Raw genomic sequence first — 19,223 nt, forward strand, 5'->3', positions numbered from 1 at the left:
CCAATGGTAACCACAGGAGGTCCGATGGACGCGGTGCGGCGGGTCGAAGCGAACGGGGTCCGGCTGAACGTCGCCGTCGCCGGGAAGGGGCCCGCGCTGGTGTTGCTGCACGGGTTTCCGCACACCTGGCAGCTGTGGGGCAAGGTGCTCCCCGCGCTCTCCGAGCAGCGCCGGGTGATCGCGCCGGACCTCCGCGGGCTCGGTGCGAGCAGCCGTCCGGAGAGCGGGTTCGACGCCGGGACGATCGCCGCCGACCTCGCGGGCCTGCTCGACGCGCTGGGCGAGCCGGACGCCGACGTGGTGGCGATCGACCTGGCGGTGCCGAGTGCGTTGCTGCTGGCGTTGCGGCAGCCGGAGCGGGTGCGCCGCCTGGTGCTGATGGAGTCGCTGCCCTGGGGTTTCCCGGCCGGGCCGCCGTGGTGGTTCGGTTTCCACGCGGCGCCCGGCCTGGCCGAAACTGTCCTCTGTGGACATGAGGCCGAGTACGTCGGCTGGTTCCTCGAGCAGGGCACGCTCGGCCGCGGCGTGCCGCCCGAAATCCAGGCGGCGTTCGCCGAGGCGTACACCGGCGCCGACGCGCTCCGCTGCGCCTTCGAGTACTACCGGGCGCTGCCGGAGAGCGCCCGCCAGCTGACCGAAGCGGCGGCGAAGCGGCTGATCGTCCCCACGATGGCCATCGGCGCGAATCCGGTCGGGGACGCGCTGGAACGGCAGTTGCGCCCGCTCGCCGACGACCTGACCGGCCACCTGCTGCCGGACTGCGGGCATCTGGTCCCGCTGGACCGTCCGCGCGAATTCCTCGATCTGCTGCTGCCGTTCCTGTCCCGGGAGATACTGGCCGGGTGTCGTTGACCTCCGAGCTGGCCGACCCGAGAGGGAAGCTCGCGCGCTGGTGCGCCCGGGTCTTCACCGGCACGGCCGCGGCCGCGCGCCGGGTCGAGGAGGCGACGAACGGCGTGCGGCCGGTCCGTCCGGCGCTCGCGCGCCCGCCGCGCCAGCACTGGGCCGAGATCGGCGGCGCGTTCGGCCAGCGGATCGCGGATCTCGTGCAGCCCGCGCCGCCGTACTACGCGCTGCTCGGCATCGTGCGCGCGCAGTGGGGCAGCGGCCCGTGGGCGCACGCGCAAGCCGCCCGGTACCCGACGCACGACGAGCTTCCGCCGGAGTACCGGGCGCGGGCGCTCGGCATCCGCCCGGCGGCCGCGACCTGGCTCGACCTAGGCGACGGCTTGCCGGATGCCGGGGCGCTCCCGGGCGCCGAGGAGCTGTGGGGCGAACTGCTGGAACGCGCGCGTCGTTACCAGGCGCAGCACGCGCCGCCCGGCGTGCTCGGCGGACCCGGCGCGGAGGCCGGGCTGGCACGGACGGACTGGGTGCTGTCGGCGTGCGAGGACATCTACCGTTCCGGGCGCATCGACCCCCGGCTCGCCCGGGTCGTCGACGGCGGCGGCACGATCGCGGACCTGCGCGCGCTGCCCGCCGACGCGCAGGTGACCGAGCTGGCGGAACTCGCGAAACGCTTGCACGACAACGGTGCGCTGTGGGAATTGCGCCGGCTCGGCGGCGCACCGCCGGAGGGCTGCCCGCTCGGGATCGCCGGGCCGACCATCGTGCCCGGCTGGGCGGACGGCGACCTTCTGCTCGGAAAGCTCGACCCCGAGCACGGGTTCGCCGACGGCACGCTGCTGGACGTGAAAACCGTGCTGACCGTCGGCGATCCGGACCGCGCCGGGCGCTGGCTGTGGCAGATCCTGCTGTACGCCTGGCTCGACGTCGCCGACCTGTACCGGATCCGGGAGGTCGGGCTTCTGCTCGGACGGCACGGCAAGCTGGTCTGCTGGCCGGTCGACGAGCTGGCCGCGGCGCTGCTCGGCGGGGACGGCCTGGTCGATCACCGTCGCGACGAGTTCAGGGACATGGCGCGGGGGCTGCTCGACGCGGTCGGGCTGAGCTTGGCCGACGGCTGAACCGCGGGCTTCTTCGCCGCGCCGCGACCGGCGAAGCACACCGCGCCGAGCACGATCACGCAGCCGACGAGCTGCAGCACGCCCGGCCGTTCGCTCAGCAGCAGGAATCCGAAGGCGACCGCGCCGACCGGTTGCAGCAGCATCATCGTCGCGCCGGTCGAGGCGGCCAGCCGCGGCAGCGCACCGGCGATCAGCAGCCAGCCGACGACCTGTCCGACGACGGCCAGCGCGGCGAACCAGCCGAGCGAGGGCAGGCTCGGCGTCAGGTCGAGACGGCCGAACGGCAGGCCGAGCACGACCGACACGAAGCCCGCCGACACGGTGGCCAGCGACAGCGAGCGAACCTGCGTCGCGGGGCTGCTGCTGAGCCGGAGCAGCAGCAGGTACCCCGAGTAGCCGGCTCCGGCGGCGAGCGCGAAAACCAGGCCCAGCACCGGGTTCGAGCCGGTCGTGGCCGAGCCGAACACGCCGCCGGCGAGCACGATGCCGCCGATCAGCGTCGGCGCGACGAACTTGAACCGCGGGTCCGGCCGCTCCTTGAGGAAGACGAACGCGAGCAGCGGCACGATCACCACCTGCACCGAAAGCAGCATGGTCGCGACGCCCGCGCCGACCCGCGGGATCGCCTCGCCCCACAGGACGAAGTCGAGACCGAGGCCGAGCCCGGCCAGCAGCGGCAGCAGGATCTTCGCGCGCACGCGGGTCCGGCGCGCCTCGCTGAAGGCCAGCAGCGCCAGCAGCGGCAGCGCGAGGGCGCAGCGCCAGAACGCGCTGGTCGCCCCGCTGGCCCCGGAAACCTTGATGAGCACCGAGGTCAGCGCGATGCAGAGGCAGCCGGCCGCGGCCAGCAGCCGGGGGTCGGCGCGGCCGGTGAGCGCGGCGATCGGACCGGCGGCCGGCAACGGGGCGGATTCGGTGGGCATGCCTTCTATCGTGGGGGCGCTAACTATCAAGGACAAGTGAATGTTCGTGGCGAAAATCCAGTAGCATTTCTACCGTGTTCAGTGTGGATCGGATGCGTGCCCTGCACGCGGTCGCGCAGCACGGCTCGGTCGCCCGCGCGGCGGCGGCGCTGCACGTCACGCCGTCCGGGGTGTCGCAGCAGCTGGCGAAGCTGGAACGGGAAGCGGGCCAGGCGCTGTTGGAGCCGCGCGGCCGGACCGTGCGGCTCACGCGCGCCGGGCAGGTGCTGGCCGGGCACGCCGAACGCGTGCTGGCCCAGCTGGCCGAAGCGCGCACGGATCTCGAACGGCTGCGCGAGGACGTCTTCGGGCCGTTGCGGATCGGGTCGATCGCGACGTGTGTGCACGCGCTGCTGCCGCCCGCGCTCGCGATGCTGACCGAACAGCACCCGAGGCTGGACGTGACGCTGGGCGAGGGCGAAGCCGAACAGACGCTGCCGAAGGTGCTGGCCGGCGACCTCGACGTGGCGGTGTTCGAAAGCTGGGCGGACCGGCCGACCGTGGTGCCGCCGGGAATCACGCAGGTCACGCTCTTCTCCGACGTCGCCGACCTCGCGCTGCCCGCCGGGCACCGGCTCGCGCACCGGCGCACGGTCGATCTCTCCGAAGTGGACGACGTGTCGTGGATCGGCTGGACGGGCCGGTCCGGCTGCTACGAATGGCTCGTGCACGTGCTCCGTTCGCAGGACCTGGAGCCGCGGATCAGTTGCACCATCGGAAGTTACGTGACGCAGCTGGCGCTCGTCGCGGGCAATGTCGGCGCCGCGCTCGTCCCGCGGCTGGCCCGCGGACCGGTGCCGGACGGCGTCCGGATGCTCGCGACGCGGCCGGTGCTGAACCGCACGATCATCGCCGCGTGCCGGTCCGGCGAAGAGACGCACGGCGGGGTCCGAGCGGCGCTGGAGGCGCTCGGCGAGGCGTCGGCGGCATATGTGAACCGCTGAATCTTCTTGCGCGGCTGCCCTTTCCGGCCGGTTCGGCCCTAGAGTCGGACTCGACGAGCAGGGGAGCCGCCGATGACTGCCGAGGATGCCGCCCGTGCCTTGCGAACCCGAGTGCCTGCCGAGCAGGTGCATGCGTCCGGCCCTCAGTACGAATCGGCGGCGGCGCTGTGGAACGCGGCCGTCGTCGCGCGGCCGGCGGTGGTGGTGGAATGCCGGAGCACGGCCGATGTCCAAGCCTCGGTGCGCGCCGCGCGCGAATTGGGGCTGCCGTTGTCCGTGCGGAGCGGCGGGCACGACTGGGCCGGCCGCGCTGTCGTGGACGGCGGAATCACGCTCGATCTGCGGCCGCTGAACCGGGTCGCGGTCGATCCCGGACGGCGGGCCGCGGTGGTCGGCGGCGGCGCCCAGGCCAACGACGTGCTCGCCGCGGCCGAGGTGCACGGTCTGACGGCGGCGGTCGGCACGATCGGCACGGTCGGATTCGCCGGGCTGTCGCTCGGCGGCGGATACGGTCCTTTTCTGGGCAAGCACGGGCTCGCCGCGGACAATCTGCTCGGTGCCGAGATCGTGCTCGCGGACGGCGAAGTCGTGCTCGCCAACGCTTCGCGGCTGCCGGATCTGTGGTGGGCGTTGCGGGGCGGCGGCGGAAACTTCGGCGTGGTGACGTCGCTCGGAGTCCGGCTGCACGCGGCGGCGCCGATCACGACCGGCCCGGTTTGGTACCCGGCGTCCGACGCGGCCCGGGTTTTCGCCGCGGCAGCGGAAATCCAGGCGGACGCGCCGGACGAACTCACCGTGCAGACCGGCGTCGTCGCCGGCGCCGACGGTTCGCTGTCCATGCTGGTCTGGCCGACGTGGTGCGGCCCCGCCGATCCCGACGGTTTCCTTGCCCGGCTCGGGACGCCGCTCGCCGCGCAGATCGAGACGGTCTCGTCTTACGCGGCGGAGATCGCGCGCCGGGACGCGATGTTCCCCGCCGGCCGCTCGGTCACCATTCGCACGCGGTCGGTTCCGGCGTTCACTCCGGAGATCGTGTCGGTGCTGATGGCGCAGGCGGAAGCGCGGACGTCGCCGCTGTCCGGGCTGTCGATCCACCACTTCCACGGGGCCGCGGCCCGGATTTCGGCGGCGGAGACGGCGTTTCCGCTGCGGGAGGACCATTTGCTGGTGGAGGTGCTCGGGATGGGGGAGGGCATCGACGACCGGGCCTGGGCGGATGCCACCTCGGCGGCGTTGGCCCCCTACGCGTTGCCCGGCGCGTACGCGAACCTGCTGGGGCCGGATGTGCCTTCAGCGGACCCGTTCGGCCGCAACACCGGCCGGTTGCGGGACATCAAACACCGCTACGACCCGGACGGGGTTTTCCGCGCCATCCCGCTGGGGTGACCTCCGCCCGGGCGCACGCGCCGCGTCCGGGGCGGAAAATTCCCCGCTGTGACGGGATTCGCGCCGGGGCGGCCCCGTCCGGACGCGCCTGTTAGGTTCGCGGACGTGACAACAAAAGCGATGCGGGCGGTGGTCCACGGCGGCGCGGCGGGAGCCGGCGGGGTGCGGGTCGCGGAGGTTCCGGCGCCGCGGCCCGGCCCGGGGGAAGTGCTGGTCCGGCTGAAGGCGGCCGGGCTGAACCACCGGGATTTGTTCATCGTGGACAGTCGCGGTCCGGCGGACCCCTCGGCCGTCCTGGGCTCGGACGGGGCCGGGGTGGTCGCGCAGGCGGGAGCGGGCGCCGGCGTCGAGGTCGGCGCCGAGGTGGTCGTCAACCCGTCCCTCGGCTGGGCCGAGCCGGACGAGGTGCCGGAAATCCCCGCCATTCTCGGGGTGCCGACGAACGGCACGCTCGCCGAATACGTCGTCGTCCCGGCAGGCAACGTCGTGCCGAAACCCGGGCATCTGAGCTGGACCGAGGCCGCCGCGCTGCCGCTGGCCGCGCTCACCGCCTACCGCGCGCTGTTCACTCGCGGCGGGCTGAAACCCGGGGAACACGTTCTGCTCCCGGGCATCGGCAGCGGCGTCGCGACGTTCGCTCTCGCGATGGCGAAAGCCGCGGGCGCGACGGTCAGCGTGACCTCGCGCAGCCCCGAAAAGCTCGCCAGGGCAACGGAACTGGGCGCGGACCGCGCGATCGGCAGCAGCGGCGACTGGGCGGCCGAACTCGGCGAACCGGTGGACCTGGTCGTGGACAGCATCGGCTCGGCGACGTTCGATGCGGGCCTGTCCGTGCTGCGCTCCGGGGGCCGGTTGGTGACTCTCGGCGCGACCACCGGCCCGGACGTCGAGCTTTCGCTGCGCGAGCTTTTCTTCCGGCAGATCAGCCTGCTGGGCACGTCGATGGGCAGCGCGCGGGAGTTTTCGCAGATGGTCGAGCTGGTCGCCGAACACCGCGTGCGGCCGGTGGTGCACCGCGTCTACGACCTGGCCGACGGGCCGCGCGCGCTGGCCGACCTCGCGTCCGGGGACCAGCTCGGCAAGCTGGTGGTTTCGCTCGGCTGAGGCGGGGCGGCGAGTTTTTGTCGGTGCCCCGTGGTGGACTGTGGGCAGGAACCGAGGGAGGGGAAGATCTGATGAGCAAGCGCTGGAATCCCGGGACGGTCGCGGCCCCGATAGGCCGCTACAGCCACGTCGCGCAGATTCCCGCCGGCCACGATCTGGTCGTCGTGGCCGGGCAGATCGGCGCGCGCCCGGACGGCACGCTGGCCGGGCCGGACGCGGAAGCGCAGGCGCGCGAGGCGCTGGCGAACATCGAACGCGTGCTCGCCGCGGCGGGTGCCGGGCCGGAGCATCTGGTGAAGGTGTTCAGCATGGTCGCCGGGGCCGAGCACCTGCCCGGTTTCCGCGCGGCGACCGGCGAAGTGTTCAGCCGGTGGTTCCCGGAGAGCGACTGGCCGACGCAGTCGCTGATCGTCGTGTCGGCGCTCGCGAAGCCGGAGCTGGCCGTGGAAATCGAGGCGATGGCGGCGGTGCCGCGATGACCGTCACGCTCGGGCCGCTCCGGATCGATCCGGTCACCGAACTGGACCACTGGCCTTTCGCCCCGGCCGAGCTGTTCCCGGCGGTCACCCCGGAGGAACTGGGGGACCACCGCGGCGATCTCGACCTGTCGATCACCACGTACCTGGTGCGCACGCCGGACCAGACCGTGCTGCTGGACGCCGGGAACGGCAACGCCAAGGAACGCCCGGTTCTGCTGGCGCACCACCAGTTCGACACGCCGTACCTGGACCGCCTGGCCGCGGTCGGAGTCGTGCCGGAGGACGTCGACGTCGTCGTGGCGACCCACCTGCACCCGGACCACTGCGGCGGCTTCACCCGGCTGGTCGACGGTGCGTGGGATCCGACCTTCCCGCGCGCCCGGTACCTGATCCCGGCCGACGAGTACGCCTGGCTTCAAGAGGTGCACGCGTCGGCCCCCGAAGACGGTGTGGCGGCCGACCTGGCCCGGACGTTCGAAGACAGCGTGCTCCCGGTGGTCGAGGCCGGACTGGTCGAGTTGATCGACCTCCCGTACGAGGTCACGGACGGCGTCACCCTGCGCTCGTTCCCCGGCCACACCAGCGCCCACCTGATCGCCGAACTCAGCGGCGGCGGCCGGCACGCGCTGGCGAGCGGGGATGTGCTGCACCATCCGTTCCAGTTCTCGAACCTGGCACTGGCCCAAGGCGGCGACGCGGACCCCGCCGTCGCGGCGGAGTCCCGGCGAAGGCTGTGCGAACTGGCCGTCGAACGGGACGCCCTGGTCCTGCCCGCCCACTTCGGCCCCGGACGCATCGACCGGGACGGCGCCGGTTTCCGCTACCGCCCCATCCCGTGGGGAGGCGCCTGACCTTGTGTTCTCCGGCGGTGTCGATCCGGCCGGACCCCGTTCGACGCATGGGCATGACTGACTGCGAACCGACCTCGACCCGCAACCTCGACCGCTACGGCCACGCCCCGCTGCCCTGGACCCGCGCCCGCGACGTCCTGGCGACCGACACCCCGACCGCCGACTTGACGTTCTTCGTCGCGACCGTCCGCCCGGACGGCCGCCCCCACTCGGCGGGCGTCGGCGCGGTCTGGGTGGACGACGCACTGTATTTCGTCGGCGGCCCGGGCACGCGCCGCTCCCGCAACCTGGCGGCGAACCCGGCGTGCAGCATTTCGGTCCGCCTGCGCGGCCTGGACCTGGTACTGGAAGGCGACGCCCACCGGGTCACCGACACCGACACGGTGGCCCGCCTCGCCGAGGTCTACCGCACCGGCGGCTGGCCGGCGACCGCGACCGGGGACGCCTTGACGGCGCCGTTCAGCGCCCCCAGCGCGGGCCCGCCGCCGTGGCACCTGTACCGGCTTGCCTTGCGCCGCGCGGTGGGAGTCGCTTCGGAGGAACCACACGGGGCGACGTGCTGGGAGTTCGCTGGCGACTGAGCGCGGTGGCCTGCCTTTGCCTCGGCGGCTGCGGAACTACGCAATGCGGAATTGCTTGTTATCGCGGCCGGACATCCGGGGCGGTCCTGTGATTGCCCGGCCTGGCGCGGGAACGGCCTCGGCAGGGCGGTGTCGGTTGGGGATTTCGCTGGCCTGAGCGAAACCGCCAGCCGCGCCGCCGGTCCCGGCACGGTCGGCGGGCTCGTCCGCAGGGGAGCGGACGCCGGGAGGGGGCGGCATGCGCTGCAGGGATTCCGTCGGCCGGGCCGTGCGGTTGGCGGGCACGGCCTGGGCGGGGGTGAGCAGGGTGTGGTCGGCTGCGCACGAGTTGCCGGGCGATCGAATCTGTCGGTCCGGCGCGCGGTTGGCGGGTGGGGCTGCGCCCATGCGCTGAAGGAACTCCGTCGGCTGGGCCGTGTGGTCGTCGGGCTCGGCTGCGGGGCGGGAGTGTGCGTTCGGCTGTGCACGAGTTGCCGGATGCTCGGACCGGTCGGTCCGTCAGGTTCGGCGGTGGCTTGCGCTGCAGGGTGATGAAGCCCGTCGGCCGGGCCGCGCGGTCGGCGGTTGGGCTGCGCGGCGGGGGTGCGCAAGGGTGTGTTCGCCTGTGCATGAGCTGCCGGGCGATTGAACCTGTCGGTCCGGCGCGTGGTCGGCGGGTGGGGCTGCGGCCATGCTCTGCAGGGATTCCGTCGGCCGGGCCGCGCGCTCGGCGGTTCGGCTGCGGGGCCGGGAGTTAGCGGGTGTTCGGCTGCACGCGAGTTGCCGGACGATCGAACCTGTCAGTCCCGCGCGCGGCTGCGGGCGGGGGCGTGAGCGGTCAAACACTCGGTCCGGCCCGAGGTTGGCAGGTTCGGCTGCGGGATCAAAGGATCGCGACCTTCGGGCGCGGCATGCGTTGCCGGGCGATCGAACCGTGGGCCTAGCGCGTGAGGCGGGTTCGGCGGCGGCATGCGGAGCCGCGTCGCGCGATCAATCCCCTCGGTCAGGCGGGCTCGGCCGCGGAGACGGAAACGAGCGGGGTGCGTCCCGCCGCGCGAACCGCCGGGAGGTTCAAGCCCGTTCCTCCGGTCCCTCCCACTCCAGCAGCAGCGCCCGCAGATCGTCGTTCATCCGGTCCTGTTCCGCGTGCGACAGGACGCCCAGCAGCCGGGCCTCCGTCTGGGTCTTCATGCCGAACACCTCCTGCGCCCGCGCCAGTCCTTCCTCCGTCAGGCTCACCAGGATCTGCCGCCGGTCGGCCGGGTCGATGTCGCGTCTCACCCAGCCTTTGCGTTCCAGTCCGGCGACGCGTTTGGTCACTCCGCCGGACGTCAGGCGCATGCTGGCCAGCAGCTGCCCGGCCGAAAGACGATACGGGGGACCGGCTCGCTTGAGCGCGCCCAGCAGTTCCACTTCCCACAGGCCGACCCCGAAGGCGTCGAATTCGCGGCGCAGTTCCGTTTCCAGCAGGCGGGCCGCGCGCAGCAGGCGGAAGCTCAGCGCCTTGCTGACCCGGTCTTCCGCGCGCACGCCGGTGATCTGCGCCATCACTCCGTCGACGTGGTCCCGCTCCGCTGGCATGGGCGAGTATTCTAACACCAGTAATTATCTTACCGGTCTCGAATCAGGACGGTCCGTGCACGCTTCTCCTTCCCCCGAGCCCGATCCGCAGCGCTGGCGCGCCTTGTGGGTGTGCCTGATCGCGGGGTTCATGACGCTGCTCGACGTCAGCATCGTCAACGTCGCGCTGCCTTCGATGGAGCACGGGATCGGCGCGACGCCCGCGGACGTCTCGTGGGTCGTCTCCGGGTACGCGCTCACCTTCGGGCTCGCGCTGGTGCCCTCGGGACGGCTCGGCGACGACTACGGGCGCCGCCGGATGTTCCTGCTCGGGCTGGCGTTGTTCGTCGCGACCAGCGTGCTGTGCGGTGCCGCGCCGAACGCGACGTGGCTCGTCGTCGCGCGGCTGGGGCAGGGCGTCGCGGGCGGGTTGCTGAATCCGCAGATCATCGGCCTGATGCAGCAGCTGTTCTCCGGCCGCGAGCGGGGCAAGGCGTTCGGCGCGTTCGGGGCGACGGTCGGGCTGTCCACCGCGATCGGGCCGGTGCTGGGCGGGCTGCTGATCCAGGGCATCGGCGTCGACGAGGGCTGGCGGTGGGTGTTCTACGTCAACCTGCCGATCGGCATCGTCGCGATCCTGTTCGGGCTGCGTCTGCTGCCGAAGGACGCGCGCAGCGGCCGGAAGCGGACGCCGGACCTGGTCGGCAGCTTGTTGCTCGGCGTGGCGGTCGTGCTGGTGATGCTGCCGCTGATCGAGGAAGAGGAACAGGCCGCCGCGCCGCGCTGGTGGCTGATGGGCGTCGCGGCCGGGTTGCTCGTGCTGTTCGTGCTGTGGGAGCGCTGGCTCGGCAGCCGCGGCAAGCATCCGCTGGTGAACCTGAAGCTGCTGACCGTCCGCAGCTACTCGATGGGTTCCGCGCTCGGCATGGTCTATTTCGCCGGGTTCACCGGGATTTTCCTGGTCCTGACGCTGTTCTTCCAGCAGGGCCTCGGCTACACCGCGCTGCAGGCCGGCGCGGCGATGCTCGCGTTCGCGATCGGCTCGGCGATCTCGCCGGCCATCGGCGGGCGGCTCGTGCACCGGTTCGGCAGGCCGATGGTCGTGCTCGGGACGTTGCTCGTGGCGGTCGGGCTCGCCGCGACCGCGTGGCTCGTCCGCGACTACTCCGGCGCGAACACCGCGTTCGTGCTGGCCGGGCCGTTGTTCGTGGGCGGCTTCGGCAGCGGGCTGGTGATCTCGCCGAACTCGACGCTCGCCCTGGAGGAGGTCCCGCCCGCGGAAGGCGGCACCGCGGCCGGAGTGCTGCAGACCGGCCAGCGGATCGGTTCGGCGGTCGGCACCGCGCTCGGCGGGTCGCTGTTCTTCGGCGAACTCGGGCGTTCGCACGGGGATTACCACTCCGCGACCGCGCTCGGGCTGATCGGCTCGACCGCGCTGGTCGTGCTCGCGTTGCTGTTCGGGATCGCCGACATCCTGCTGTCCCGGACGCGCGCCAGCCGCCGCACCACGCGACCCGCTGCGGTTTCCGGCGCGGTCAGCGGTCTCGCGGCCGACGAAACGGCCGCAGTGTCGTTGACCTCCCTGGAGACTCACGAAGTACGCCGCACCACCGCCGGCGCGGACCACGCGTTCGCCCTCGACGCCCCGGCGGGCTCGTATCTGCTGCTGGTCCAGGCGCCCGGCCGGGAACCGGTGGCCCGCCATGTCCAGGTAGGAGCCGAACCGGTGCGCGAGGACGTCGAACTGGCGCGCTCGGTCCGGCTCACCGGCACCGTGCACGCGGTCCGGGGCCCGTTCCCCGGCGCTCAGGTCGCGGTGCTGGACGCCGAGGGCCAGGTCCAGCGGGTGACCGTCACGGACGAGGCGGGCCACTACACCGTGGACGACCTGTTCCCCGGCGAGTACACCGTCGTCGTGACCGGATACCAGCCGGTCGCGGAGCCGGTGCAGCTGACCGCCGAGGGCCCGGCCCGCTTCGACCCGTTGCTGCGGCTGGTTTCCGCGGACAAGTCCTAGTCGGAGACGAGCGCCAGCACCGCCAAGGCCTGGTCCCGCATCGCGACGTCGAGGAACGTCCCGTCGGCGAGGGCGATCGCGCCGACCCCGGCCTGGGTGGCACCGTCCATTCTGGACAGCACCTCCCGGGCCCTGGCGACTTCCTCGGCCGTCGGCAGGAAAGCCGCGCGGATCGTCGGCAGCTGCGCCGGATGGATCGCCGTCCGGCCGCGGAATCCGAGCGCCCGCCCGGCCCGGCAGCTTTCCGCCAGCCCGTCGAGGTCGCGGACGTTCGCGTACACCGACATCGCGGGCGGGGGCAGCCGCGCGGCGCGGGCGGCGTTCACGATCCGGCTGCGGGCCCAGGTGAGCCCGGCTTCGTCGGCCAGCCGCAGGTCGGACCGCAGATCCGCCTCGCCCAGCCCGAGCGACGCGGTCCGCGGGGAGGCGAGCGCGATCTCCAGCGCCCGTTCCACCCCGAGCGCCGACTCGATCAGCGGGTGCAATTCCCGCTCCGGCAAGGCATCGGCGTGCGCCCGGACGTCCACCGGGCTCTCGACCTTCGGCAGCCGCGCGCCCACCCACACCGGCAGCCCGGCGACCGCGGCCACGTCCGCCGCGTGCCACGGCGTGTCCGGGTGGTTGATCCGCACTTGCACCGGTCGCGAAGCGGGGACGTCGGCCAAGAGCCGGACCGCGTTGTCGCGTGCGATGTCCTTCTGCGCGGGCGCGACGGCGTCTTCGAGGTCGACCAGCACGACGTCGGCGTCCGAGGCGAGCGCTTTGGCGACGCGGTCGGGTCGGTCGGCCGGGACGTAGAGCAGGGTCAGTGCGGGCGTCATACCGCTCCCTCCGCACGCAGTTCGGCGATCCGCGACGCGCTGAAGCCGAGCGAGCCGAGCACCTCGTCGGTGTCCGCGCCGTGCGGACGGCCGGTGAAGCCGATGACGCCGTCGTTGTCCGACAACCGGAACAGCGGCCCTTGCATCAACGTCGTGCCCAGTTCCGGGTCCTCGATCTCGTGGATCGTGCCCAGCGCGCGGAACTGCGGGTCGGCCACGATGTCGGCCGCGTCGTAGATCGGCGCGACCGCGGCCTGCGCTTCCTCGAACGCGGCCACGACCTCGTCGCGCGTGTGCCGCGCGATCCAGCCGCCGACGGCCTCGTCCAGTTCGTCCGCGTGCGCCGCCCGGTCCGCGCCGGTGGCGAACCACGGTTCGTCGGCCAGTTCCGGGCGGCCCACCAGGCGCACCACGCGTTCCGCGATGGACTGCGCCGACGTCGACACCGCCACCCACTGCCCGTCGCTCGTGCGGTAGGTGTTGCGCGGCGCGTTGTTCGTGGAGCGGTTGCCGGTGCGCGGCTGGACCGTGCCGAGCTGGTCCCAGCGCGTGATCTGCGGGCCGAGCATGGCGAGAATCGGCTCGATGATCGCGACGTCCACGACCTGGCCGCGGCCGCGGGCGGCTCGCCCGGCGAGCGCGACCATGATCGCGTACGCGGTGGCCAGCGACGCGACTCCGTCGGCGAGCCCGAACGGCGGCAGCGTCGGCGGTCCGTCCGGTTCGCCGGTGGCCGCGGCGAATCCGCTCATCGCCTCGGCGAGCGTGCCGAAGCCGGGGCGCGGGGAGTACGGCCCGAACTGGCCGAATCCGGTCACCCGCGCGAGCACCAGCCCCGGGTTGCGCGCGGACAGCTCCTCGTACCCGAGGCCCCAGCGTTCGAGCGTGCCCGGCCGGAAGTTCTCGATCACCACGTCCGCGGTCTCGGCGAGGGCCAGGAACACCTCGCGCCCGCCGTCGCTGCTCAGGTTCGCCGTGACGGTGCGCTTGTTGCGCCCCAGCGTCTTCCACCACAGGTTGACGTCGCCTTTGGCCACCCCGTGCGTGCGCGCCGGGTCCGGCCGCGCCGGGTGCTCGACCTTGACGACCTCGGCGCCCATGTCGCCGAGGTGCATCGCGGCCATCGGCCCGGCGAACAACGTCGACGCGTCCACCACCCGCAACCCGGCCAGCGCCCCGGCCGAAGCATCCCTCGACACGGTCATCGCGGCACGTCCCACGCACAGCGGAATCCGACAGTCGCGCCGCGCGCCAAGCCCAGCCCCGGCAGCAGCAGCTTCACGCTGTAGTCCGGCGCGTGTCGGCCGCCTTCGACGTACCACTCGGAACCCTCGGCGCGGTAATCGCTGCCGCCCTTGAGCATCACGAACCGGGTCCTCCCGTCGGAATGTTCGCTTTCGGTCCAGTTCCACACCGCGGGCGCGCCGCGCCGCAGGCCGCCGGTTTCCCCGGCGAGCTGCCATTCGTCCTCGGTCGGCAGCCGGCCGCCCCGCCACGCGCAGTACGCCCGGGCGTCGTCGAGGTCCACAAAGGTCACCGGCTCGTCCTCGGCAAGCGGCCGGCCGTCGACCCAGTGCGCGAGGAACCGATGCGGCACGACCGGCTGGTATCCAGTAGCGGCAAGGAATTCCGCGAACTCGCCGTTGGTCACCTCGGTGGCGGCGACCGCGACCGGCGACGCCAGCGAACCGTCCCGCTGCAGCGTCCGGGCGTCGTGCAGCCGAGGCGGCAGCGGCTTCCACTCGTCCACATACGGCGCGCCCTGGTACATCCCGGTCTCGCGGCCGCGGTACCGCACCGTCAGCACATACGGCCCGGCGGGCACCACGATCGCATCAGCGTCCGGCATGCCGCTCGACGGCTGCGGTTCCACCCGCACGGCGAGCCGATGCGGGAACCGCGCGTCCGGATCGTGCGGCAGGGTCGCCACCCGCGACAGCCACGACGGCTCCTCCGCCCCGTCGGCGACCCGGAGCAACGCCGAAATCCCGCGCGCGGGCACCCGTCCGTCGGTGAACAGATCGAGCACCGGCCCCTCGACGACCGGCCCGAGATAATCCGAGTCGCCGCGGTTGACGACTGTCCACAGTGTCCAGTCGCCGAGTTCCCAGCGCGACGCGTAGACCCCGGCCGCCTCGGCTTCCGGCGTCAGCGGGGCCAACGGCGTCCACTCGCCTTCGCGCAGCAGGTCGCCCGCCGCACGTTGCACCGTCACCATCCGCCGCACCGTCGCCGCGTCCCGCCGCGACCAGCCGACCCACACGCCGAACACGACTTCCCACACCATCACGCCGACGCCGTTCAGCCACGCCGACTGCAGTTCCTCGGTGTGGTCGCGGTGCCACCGCCGCACGTGGTGCTGCATGTGCCGCCGCTCGTACCAGTGCGAACGCAGCACGCCCGGCACCGGCGAATCGGCGAAGAACTGCGCCCACGACGCCGAATGGTCCTCGATCCGCTCGACCGGCAGCTTCGACTCGCCCTCCAGCACGACCCCGGGCCGCGCGCGTTCGAGCTGTTCGACCAGCGCCGGATCGGCCTTCTTCAGCGTGTCCAGGAAGACGCCGTCCGCGCCGAAATCGGCCAGCACGGCCGACAATTCGGCGGCGTCGTCCTTGCCCCGGCGGGTCCCGACGTCCCACGGGTTGTAGTCCACGAACACCCGCACGCCCGCCGAATGGAACGTATCGACCAGCTCGCGGAGACCGGGCACGTCGCGGTAGAAATCCCACTGGTTGCGGTCGTCGAGGCCGATCACCGGGTACGCGTGCCACAGCACGACCGCGTCGAGGCCGCCGAACCGCTGGTGCGCGTCGGCGAGGAAGCGCTCCGGCGTGAACCGGCGCTCCTCGAACGAATACAGCAACTCGTCCCACAGCCAGACCTGCGCGACCGTGTGGCATCCGGCGGCCCACGCGGCTTCCGGCCGGTCGTAGGCGCGGCCGTGGTACCTGTGCCGCCGGTGCGCGTCGGCACGCCATTGCCGCAGCCGCGCCCGCCATTCCTCGCGGTCAGCGGGGTCCGCCGGGCCGACGAAAATCTTGGCCTCGTCCAGTGCCGCGAGCTGTTCAGGGGAGAGCGGCGCGCCGAGCGGGACCTCGGTCGGCCGGTCGATCGGGCGCGGGACGAGCGGGTCGAACACGTACGTCATCGGGCTTTTCCTCCGGCAGCGAACTCGATCACCTCTGCGACGGTCGGCACGGCGGACTGCGCGCCGGGCCGGGTGACCGCGAGCGCAGCGGCGGCCCCGGCGCGTTCGGCGGCTTCGCGGAGCGGACGACCCTCGGCGAGCGCTGCCGCGAGCACGCCGCAGAACGTGTCTCCAGCGCCCGTGGTGTCCACCGGGGACACCGGAAAACCGGGCAGCTGCACGATTTCCCGCTCAGCGACGACGCACCCGGCCGCCCCGAGCGTGATCACCACCGAGGGCGCGCGCTGCCGCAGAATCCGAGCCAATTCCTCCGGTGCCGCGGAGACCCCGGCCAGGTCGGCGGCTTCGTGCTCGTTGACGATCAGCACGTCCAGATCGAGCTCCGGCAGCGGCCGGGACGGCGCGGCGTTGAGCACCATCCGCGCACCAGACCGCCGGGCCGCAGCCGCAGCGGCCACGGCCTCGAGCGGAATCTCCAGCTGCGCGAGCACGACGTCCGCCGCGGCGATCCGCTCCAGCTGCGCCTCCCCGAGGGAGAGCCGCGAGTTGGCCCCGGGAGCGACCACAATGGAGTTCTCGCCGTCCGGCGACACCATGATGAACGCGGTCCCGGTCGCACTGTCCACTCGCGACACCAGATCGGTGCGCACTCCGGCCTTATTCAACGATGCCAATAGAAATTCCGCGCCGTCGTCGGCACCGAAAGCGCCGAGAAACGTCGTCTCCGCCCCGCCCGCGAGTGCCGCCGCGACAGCCTGGTTGGCCCCCTTGCCGCCCGGGCTGCGCCGAAGATCGCCGCCCAGCACGGTTTCGCCGCCGCCCGGCTGCCGCGGCACGTCGACCACCAGATCGACGTTCGCCGACCCGACCACGACAACTCGCCCGGTCACCGCGCCACCCCGGCCGTTCGCGCGGCAAGGTCGGTGATCCGCTGCTCGCCTCCGGGCAACGACGTCGCGATCCGGTTGTCGAGCGGCTTCGTCCATTGCTCGCCGATCCCGTCCACGCCCGCCAGCGCACCGACCACGCCGCCGACCGTCGCCGCCGCGGAGTCCGTGTCCCAGCCAGCCGTGACCGCGAGCGAGATGCTCCGCCCGAAGTCGCCGTCGCCGCGGGCCAGCGCGTACGCGATCACCGCCGCGTTGTTGAGCACGTGCACCCAATGCAGCTCGCCGTATCGAGCGTGCAACCGGTCCAGCCCGTCCTCGTAAGCAGCGGCCTCTCGGCCGAACCGGACCGCCGAGGCAAGCCGACTGCTAGGGGGCAGAACGGTTTCCGCCGCGTCCAGGACACTGTGGACGGAGTCGCACACCATCGCCGCCGACGCCAGCGCAGCCGCCCACATCGCGCCGTAAATGCCGTTGCGGGTGTGGCTGAGCCGCGCGTCGACCCAAGCGAGTCGCGCGGCTTCGCGGACGTCGCCGGGGGAGACCCAGCCGAAGACGTCGGTCCGGATCAGCGCGCCGATCCACTCGCGGAACGGATTGAGGTGCGTCGCGGTCTCCGGCACCGGGCGCGCGTCCAGCAGGTTCCGGTACGCGGCGCGCTCGGCGGTGAACACCCGCCCGGCCGGCAGTTGCTCGAGCCAGAGCTGCGCGACGTCGTCGGTGGCGAACTCGCGGCCGTGCCGTTCCAGCAGCGTCAGAGCGAGGATCGGGTAGTTGAGGTCGTCGTCCTCCGGCATCCCGGAGATGTTCTCCTCCAGGGAAGTCGGCGCCGACCGGCGGTTCCACGGCCAGCGCGCGGCGACGTCGTCCGGCAGCCCGACCGCGGTGAACCACCGGTCCAGCGGCCAGCGTCCGGTCGCGCGCAGGATCTCCTCGATGCCCTCGCGCGGGATCTTCTCCACCGGCTTTCCGAGCAGGCACCCGGCCGCCCGGCCGGTCCACGCGCCGAGCGTGCGATCAGCCGCAACCTCGGGGAGGACCGGCGCGGCCGGAAGCAGCGCGACGATCTCGTCCCAGCCGTCCGGTTCCCCCGGCGCCGGAGCCGCCGGAAGCGCGGCCAGCTCGTCCAGCAGCGTCCGGGCCAGCGCCCGCAACGCTGGGGGCGCCGGCCGCGGTCCTGCCCCGCTCGCCGCGGGCACGGGGTCGCCGCCTGCGGCGATCCAGCGCTCCCGCACCGAGGCCACGTCCTTGCCCTCCACAGTGGACTGGACGAACTCGTGCGCGAGCAGGTCTTCGGGTTGAGCCCAGGTCAGCCTCATGCCGCGGCCAGCGCGTCGAGGGCGGCGAGCCGTGCCTGGGCCCGCGCCCGGTCGGCCTTGACGATGTCCGCCGCGGCCGAGGCGAGCAGCCGCCCGGTCTCGCGCAGATCCATCCTGCTGGCCTCGCCGATCGGGTCGATCCACTCGTCCGGGACCGAGGCCGCGCCGCCGAGCCCGGCGCAGAGCGCACCCGCCATCGACGCGATCGAATCCGCGTCCCGGCCGTAGTTCACCGAGGCCAGCACCGCGCCGCGGTAATCGCCCTGGTGGCCCAGCACGAAGCCCAGCGCGGCAGGCAGCTCCTCGATCGCCTTGGTCCGCGACGGCCGCCGCGCGTCCATCGACATCTGCCGGTACTCCGGCCCGACCGAATCGAACGGCGCGACCACCTCGCGGATCTTCCGGGCGAGCGCCCGCTCTTCGTCGTCGGTCTTGGGCGCGGCGTTCCACCCCTGGAAGGCTTCGACCACCGCCTGCAGCGCAGCCAAAGTCCCGTCGTGCGACACCGCGAGCGCGGCCTGCACGACGTCGCCGATCGAGGCGCCCGGCGCGACCGAAGCGGCGACCATAGCGGCCAGCACCCCGGCGGCTTCCCGGCCGTAGCTCGACTGATGCGGCGCGGTCAGGTCGATCGCCTCCGCGTACGCGGCCTGCGGATCGCCCGGGTTCACCACCCCGACCGGCGCGATGTACATCGCCGCACCGCAGTTCACGATGTTGCCGACGCCCGCCTCGCGCGGGTCCGCGTGCCCGTAGTGCAGCTTCGCGACAATCCACTTCTCGGCGAGGAACACCCGCTGCAGCAACAGCGCCGTCGACTCCAGCTCCGGAACCCAGCGCGGTTCGCCGATCATCAGCGGCACCAGGTCCTCGGCCATCGCGTACGCGTCGAGATGCGCGCGCCGTTTCGCGTAGACCTCCACGAGCGCGCGGGTCATCAAGGTGTCGTCGGTGATGTGCCCGTCGCCCTTGTGGTACGGCGCGATCGGGCGCGCGTCCCGCCAGTTCGGGTACCACGGCGGAACGATCCCGGCCACCCGGCCGCCGTGGCGCTCCTCGATCTGCTCGGGCGTCCACCCTTCGGTCGCGCCGCCGAGCGCGTCCCCCACTGCCGCGCCGGTGATCACTGCCACCGCGCGGTCCTCCAGCCAGGTCACCGGCTTGCGTCCCTTCGTTGCCCGGCGCGGGCGGTTCCTGCCCGCGCCTGTGGTGCGC

17 protein-coding genes are annotated in these 19,223 nt (G+C 72.8%); 9 read left to right on the top strand and 8 right to left on the bottom strand.

Going from position 1 to position 19,223, the window contains the following annotated elements; genetic code table 11:
- The first annotated feature begins 24 nt into the window (after positions 1 to 24).
- Together F9C11_RS26115 and F9C11_RS26120 are read left to right on the top strand one after the other, a co-directional pair.
- The gene (locus F9C11_RS26115; protein ID WP_409179991.1) at positions 25 to 852 is read left to right on the top strand and encodes an alpha/beta fold hydrolase; all 828 of its coding nucleotides are present in this window, start codon (positions 25 to 27) and stop codon (positions 850 to 852) included.
- Positions 843 to 1,967 carry a hypothetical protein gene (locus F9C11_RS26120; RefSeq protein ID WP_409179992.1) on the top strand — a complete coding sequence of 375 codons (1,125 nt, stop codon included), beginning with the start codon at positions 843 to 845 and terminating at the stop codon, positions 1,965 to 1,967. Before F9C11_RS26115 ends, F9C11_RS26120 begins: the two co-directional genes overlap by 10 nt.
- On the opposite strand, the gene F9C11_RS26125 is transcribed toward F9C11_RS26120, so the two are convergent.
- Positions 1,892 to 2,890, bottom strand: a complete 999-nt coding sequence (locus F9C11_RS26125) for a DMT family transporter (protein ID WP_409179993.1) — start codon at positions 2,888 to 2,890, stop codon at positions 1,892 to 1,894. The two genes, F9C11_RS26120 and F9C11_RS26125, sit on opposite strands and share 76 nt — an antisense overlap.
- Before the next feature lie 92 nt (positions 2,891 to 2,982).
- On the opposite strand from F9C11_RS26125, the gene F9C11_RS26130 reads away from it, so the two are divergent.
- The 6 genes from F9C11_RS26130 (at position 2,983) to F9C11_RS26155 (ending at position 8,274) form a co-directional block, all read left to right on the top strand.
- A complete protein-coding gene (locus F9C11_RS26130) occupies positions 2,983 to 3,873 on the top strand; it encodes a LysR substrate-binding domain-containing protein (RefSeq protein ID WP_409186980.1) in 891 nt (296 codons plus the stop codon).
- A gap of 72 nt (positions 3,874 to 3,945) precedes the next feature.
- Positions 3,946 to 5,259, top strand: a complete 1,314-nt coding sequence (locus F9C11_RS26135; protein ID WP_409179994.1) for an FAD-binding oxidoreductase — start codon at positions 3,946 to 3,948, stop codon at positions 5,257 to 5,259.
- 105 nt (positions 5,260 to 5,364) lie between these two features.
- The gene (locus tag F9C11_RS26140; RefSeq protein WP_409179995.1) at positions 5,365 to 6,363 is read left to right on the top strand and encodes a zinc-binding dehydrogenase; all 999 of its coding nucleotides are present in this window, start codon (positions 5,365 to 5,367) and stop codon (positions 6,361 to 6,363) included.
- A gap of 71 nt (positions 6,364 to 6,434) precedes the next feature.
- Positions 6,435 to 6,842, top strand: a complete 408-nt coding sequence (locus F9C11_RS26145) for a RidA family protein (RefSeq protein WP_409179996.1) — start codon at positions 6,435 to 6,437, stop codon at positions 6,840 to 6,842.
- The gene (locus F9C11_RS26150) at positions 6,839 to 7,693 is read left to right on the top strand and encodes an MBL fold metallo-hydrolase (RefSeq protein ID WP_409179997.1); all 855 of its coding nucleotides are present in this window, start codon (positions 6,839 to 6,841) and stop codon (positions 7,691 to 7,693) included. The genes F9C11_RS26145 and F9C11_RS26150 overlap by 4 nt, the downstream gene beginning before the upstream one ends.
- Positions 7,694 to 7,746: 53 nt before the next feature.
- A complete protein-coding gene (locus tag F9C11_RS26155) occupies positions 7,747 to 8,274 on the top strand; it encodes a pyridoxamine 5'-phosphate oxidase family protein (RefSeq protein ID WP_409186981.1) in 528 nt (175 codons plus the stop codon).
- Positions 8,275 to 9,324: 1,050 nt separating this feature from the next.
- Here the strand turns inward: F9C11_RS26155 and F9C11_RS26160 are convergent.
- Positions 9,325 to 9,834 carry a MarR family winged helix-turn-helix transcriptional regulator gene (locus F9C11_RS26160; RefSeq protein WP_409179998.1) on the bottom strand — a complete coding sequence of 170 codons (510 nt, stop codon included), beginning with the start codon at positions 9,832 to 9,834 and terminating at the stop codon, positions 9,325 to 9,327.
- 55 nt (positions 9,835 to 9,889) lie between these two features.
- On the opposite strand from F9C11_RS26160, the gene F9C11_RS26165 reads away from it, so the two are divergent.
- On the top strand, positions 9,890 to 11,830 hold the full coding sequence (locus F9C11_RS26165) for an MFS transporter (RefSeq protein WP_409179999.1): 1,941 nt from the start codon (positions 9,890 to 9,892) through the stop codon (positions 11,828 to 11,830).
- Here the strand turns inward: F9C11_RS26165 and F9C11_RS26170 are convergent.
- The 6 genes from F9C11_RS26170 to F9C11_RS26195 are packed head-to-tail and all read right to left on the bottom strand — an operon-like array spanning position 11,827 to position 19,165.
- Positions 11,827 to 12,651, bottom strand: a complete 825-nt coding sequence (locus tag F9C11_RS26170; protein WP_409180000.1) for an HpcH/HpaI aldolase/citrate lyase family protein — start codon at positions 12,649 to 12,651, stop codon at positions 11,827 to 11,829. The two genes, F9C11_RS26165 and F9C11_RS26170, sit on opposite strands and share 4 nt — an antisense overlap.
- Positions 12,648 to 13,856 carry a CaiB/BaiF CoA transferase family protein gene (locus F9C11_RS26175; protein WP_409180001.1) on the bottom strand — a complete coding sequence of 403 codons (1,209 nt, stop codon included), beginning with the start codon at positions 13,854 to 13,856 and terminating at the stop codon, positions 12,648 to 12,650. Before F9C11_RS26175 ends, F9C11_RS26170 begins: the two co-directional genes overlap by 4 nt.
- Complete coding sequence (locus F9C11_RS26180; protein ID WP_409180002.1) at positions 13,853 to 15,802, bottom strand: SUMF1/EgtB/PvdO family nonheme iron enzyme; 1,950 nt, start codon at positions 15,800 to 15,802, stop codon at positions 13,853 to 13,855. Before F9C11_RS26180 ends, F9C11_RS26175 begins: the two co-directional genes overlap by 4 nt.
- The gene (locus F9C11_RS26185; RefSeq protein WP_409180003.1) at positions 15,799 to 16,692 is read right to left on the bottom strand and encodes a ribokinase; all 894 of its coding nucleotides are present in this window, start codon (positions 16,690 to 16,692) and stop codon (positions 15,799 to 15,801) included. Before F9C11_RS26185 ends, F9C11_RS26180 begins: the two co-directional genes overlap by 4 nt.
- Positions 16,689 to 18,008 carry an ADP-ribosylglycohydrolase family protein gene (locus tag F9C11_RS26190; RefSeq protein ID WP_409180004.1) on the bottom strand — a complete coding sequence of 440 codons (1,320 nt, stop codon included), beginning with the start codon at positions 18,006 to 18,008 and terminating at the stop codon, positions 16,689 to 16,691. The genes F9C11_RS26185 and F9C11_RS26190 overlap by 4 nt, the downstream gene beginning before the upstream one ends.
- On the bottom strand, positions 18,005 to 19,165 hold the full coding sequence (locus F9C11_RS26195; RefSeq protein ID WP_409180005.1) for an ADP-ribosylglycohydrolase family protein: 1,161 nt from the start codon (positions 19,163 to 19,165) through the stop codon (positions 18,005 to 18,007). Before F9C11_RS26195 ends, F9C11_RS26190 begins: the two co-directional genes overlap by 4 nt.
- Between the last annotated feature and the right edge of the window lie 58 nt (positions 19,166 to 19,223).

The sequence above is a fragment of the Amycolatopsis sp. VS8301801F10 genome, assembly GCF_046195355.1.
Taxonomy (GTDB): domain Bacteria; phylum Actinomycetota; class Actinomycetes; order Mycobacteriales; family Pseudonocardiaceae; genus Amycolatopsis.

Bases quoted from the DNA above. Each gene is read 5' to 3' on its own strand.
- F9C11_RS26115 (WP_409179991.1), top strand. From the start codon at position 25: ATGGACGCGGTGCGGCGGGTCGAAGCGAACGGGGTCCGGCTGAACGTC.
- F9C11_RS26125 (WP_409179993.1), bottom strand. From the start codon at position 2,890: ATGCCCACCGAATCCGCCCCGTTGCCGGCCGCCGGTCCGATCGCCGCG.
- F9C11_RS26130 (WP_409186980.1), top strand. From the start codon at position 2,983: ATGCGTGCCCTGCACGCGGTCGCGCAGCACGGCTCGGTCGCCCGCGCG.
- F9C11_RS26135 (WP_409179994.1), top strand. From the start codon at position 3,946: ATGACTGCCGAGGATGCCGCCCGTGCCTTGCGAACCCGAGTGCCTGCC.
- F9C11_RS26145 (WP_409179996.1), top strand. From the start codon at position 6,435: ATGAGCAAGCGCTGGAATCCCGGGACGGTCGCGGCCCCGATAGGCCGC.
- F9C11_RS26150 (WP_409179997.1), top strand. From the start codon at position 6,839: ATGACCGTCACGCTCGGGCCGCTCCGGATCGATCCGGTCACCGAACTG.
- F9C11_RS26155 (WP_409186981.1), top strand. From the start codon at position 7,747: ATGACTGACTGCGAACCGACCTCGACCCGCAACCTCGACCGCTACGGC.
- F9C11_RS26160 (WP_409179998.1), bottom strand. From the start codon at position 9,834: ATGCCAGCGGAGCGGGACCACGTCGACGGAGTGATGGCGCAGATCACC.
- F9C11_RS26170 (WP_409180000.1), bottom strand. From the start codon at position 12,651: ATGACGCCCGCACTGACCCTGCTCTACGTCCCGGCCGACCGACCCGAC.
- F9C11_RS26175 (WP_409180001.1), bottom strand. From the start codon at position 13,856: ATGACCGTGTCGAGGGATGCTTCGGCCGGGGCGCTGGCCGGGTTGCGG.
- F9C11_RS26180 (WP_409180002.1), bottom strand. From the start codon at position 15,802: ATGACGTACGTGTTCGACCCGCTCGTCCCGCGCCCGATCGACCGGCCG.
- F9C11_RS26190 (WP_409180004.1), bottom strand. From the start codon at position 18,008: ATGAGGCTGACCTGGGCTCAACCCGAAGACCTGCTCGCGCACGAGTTC.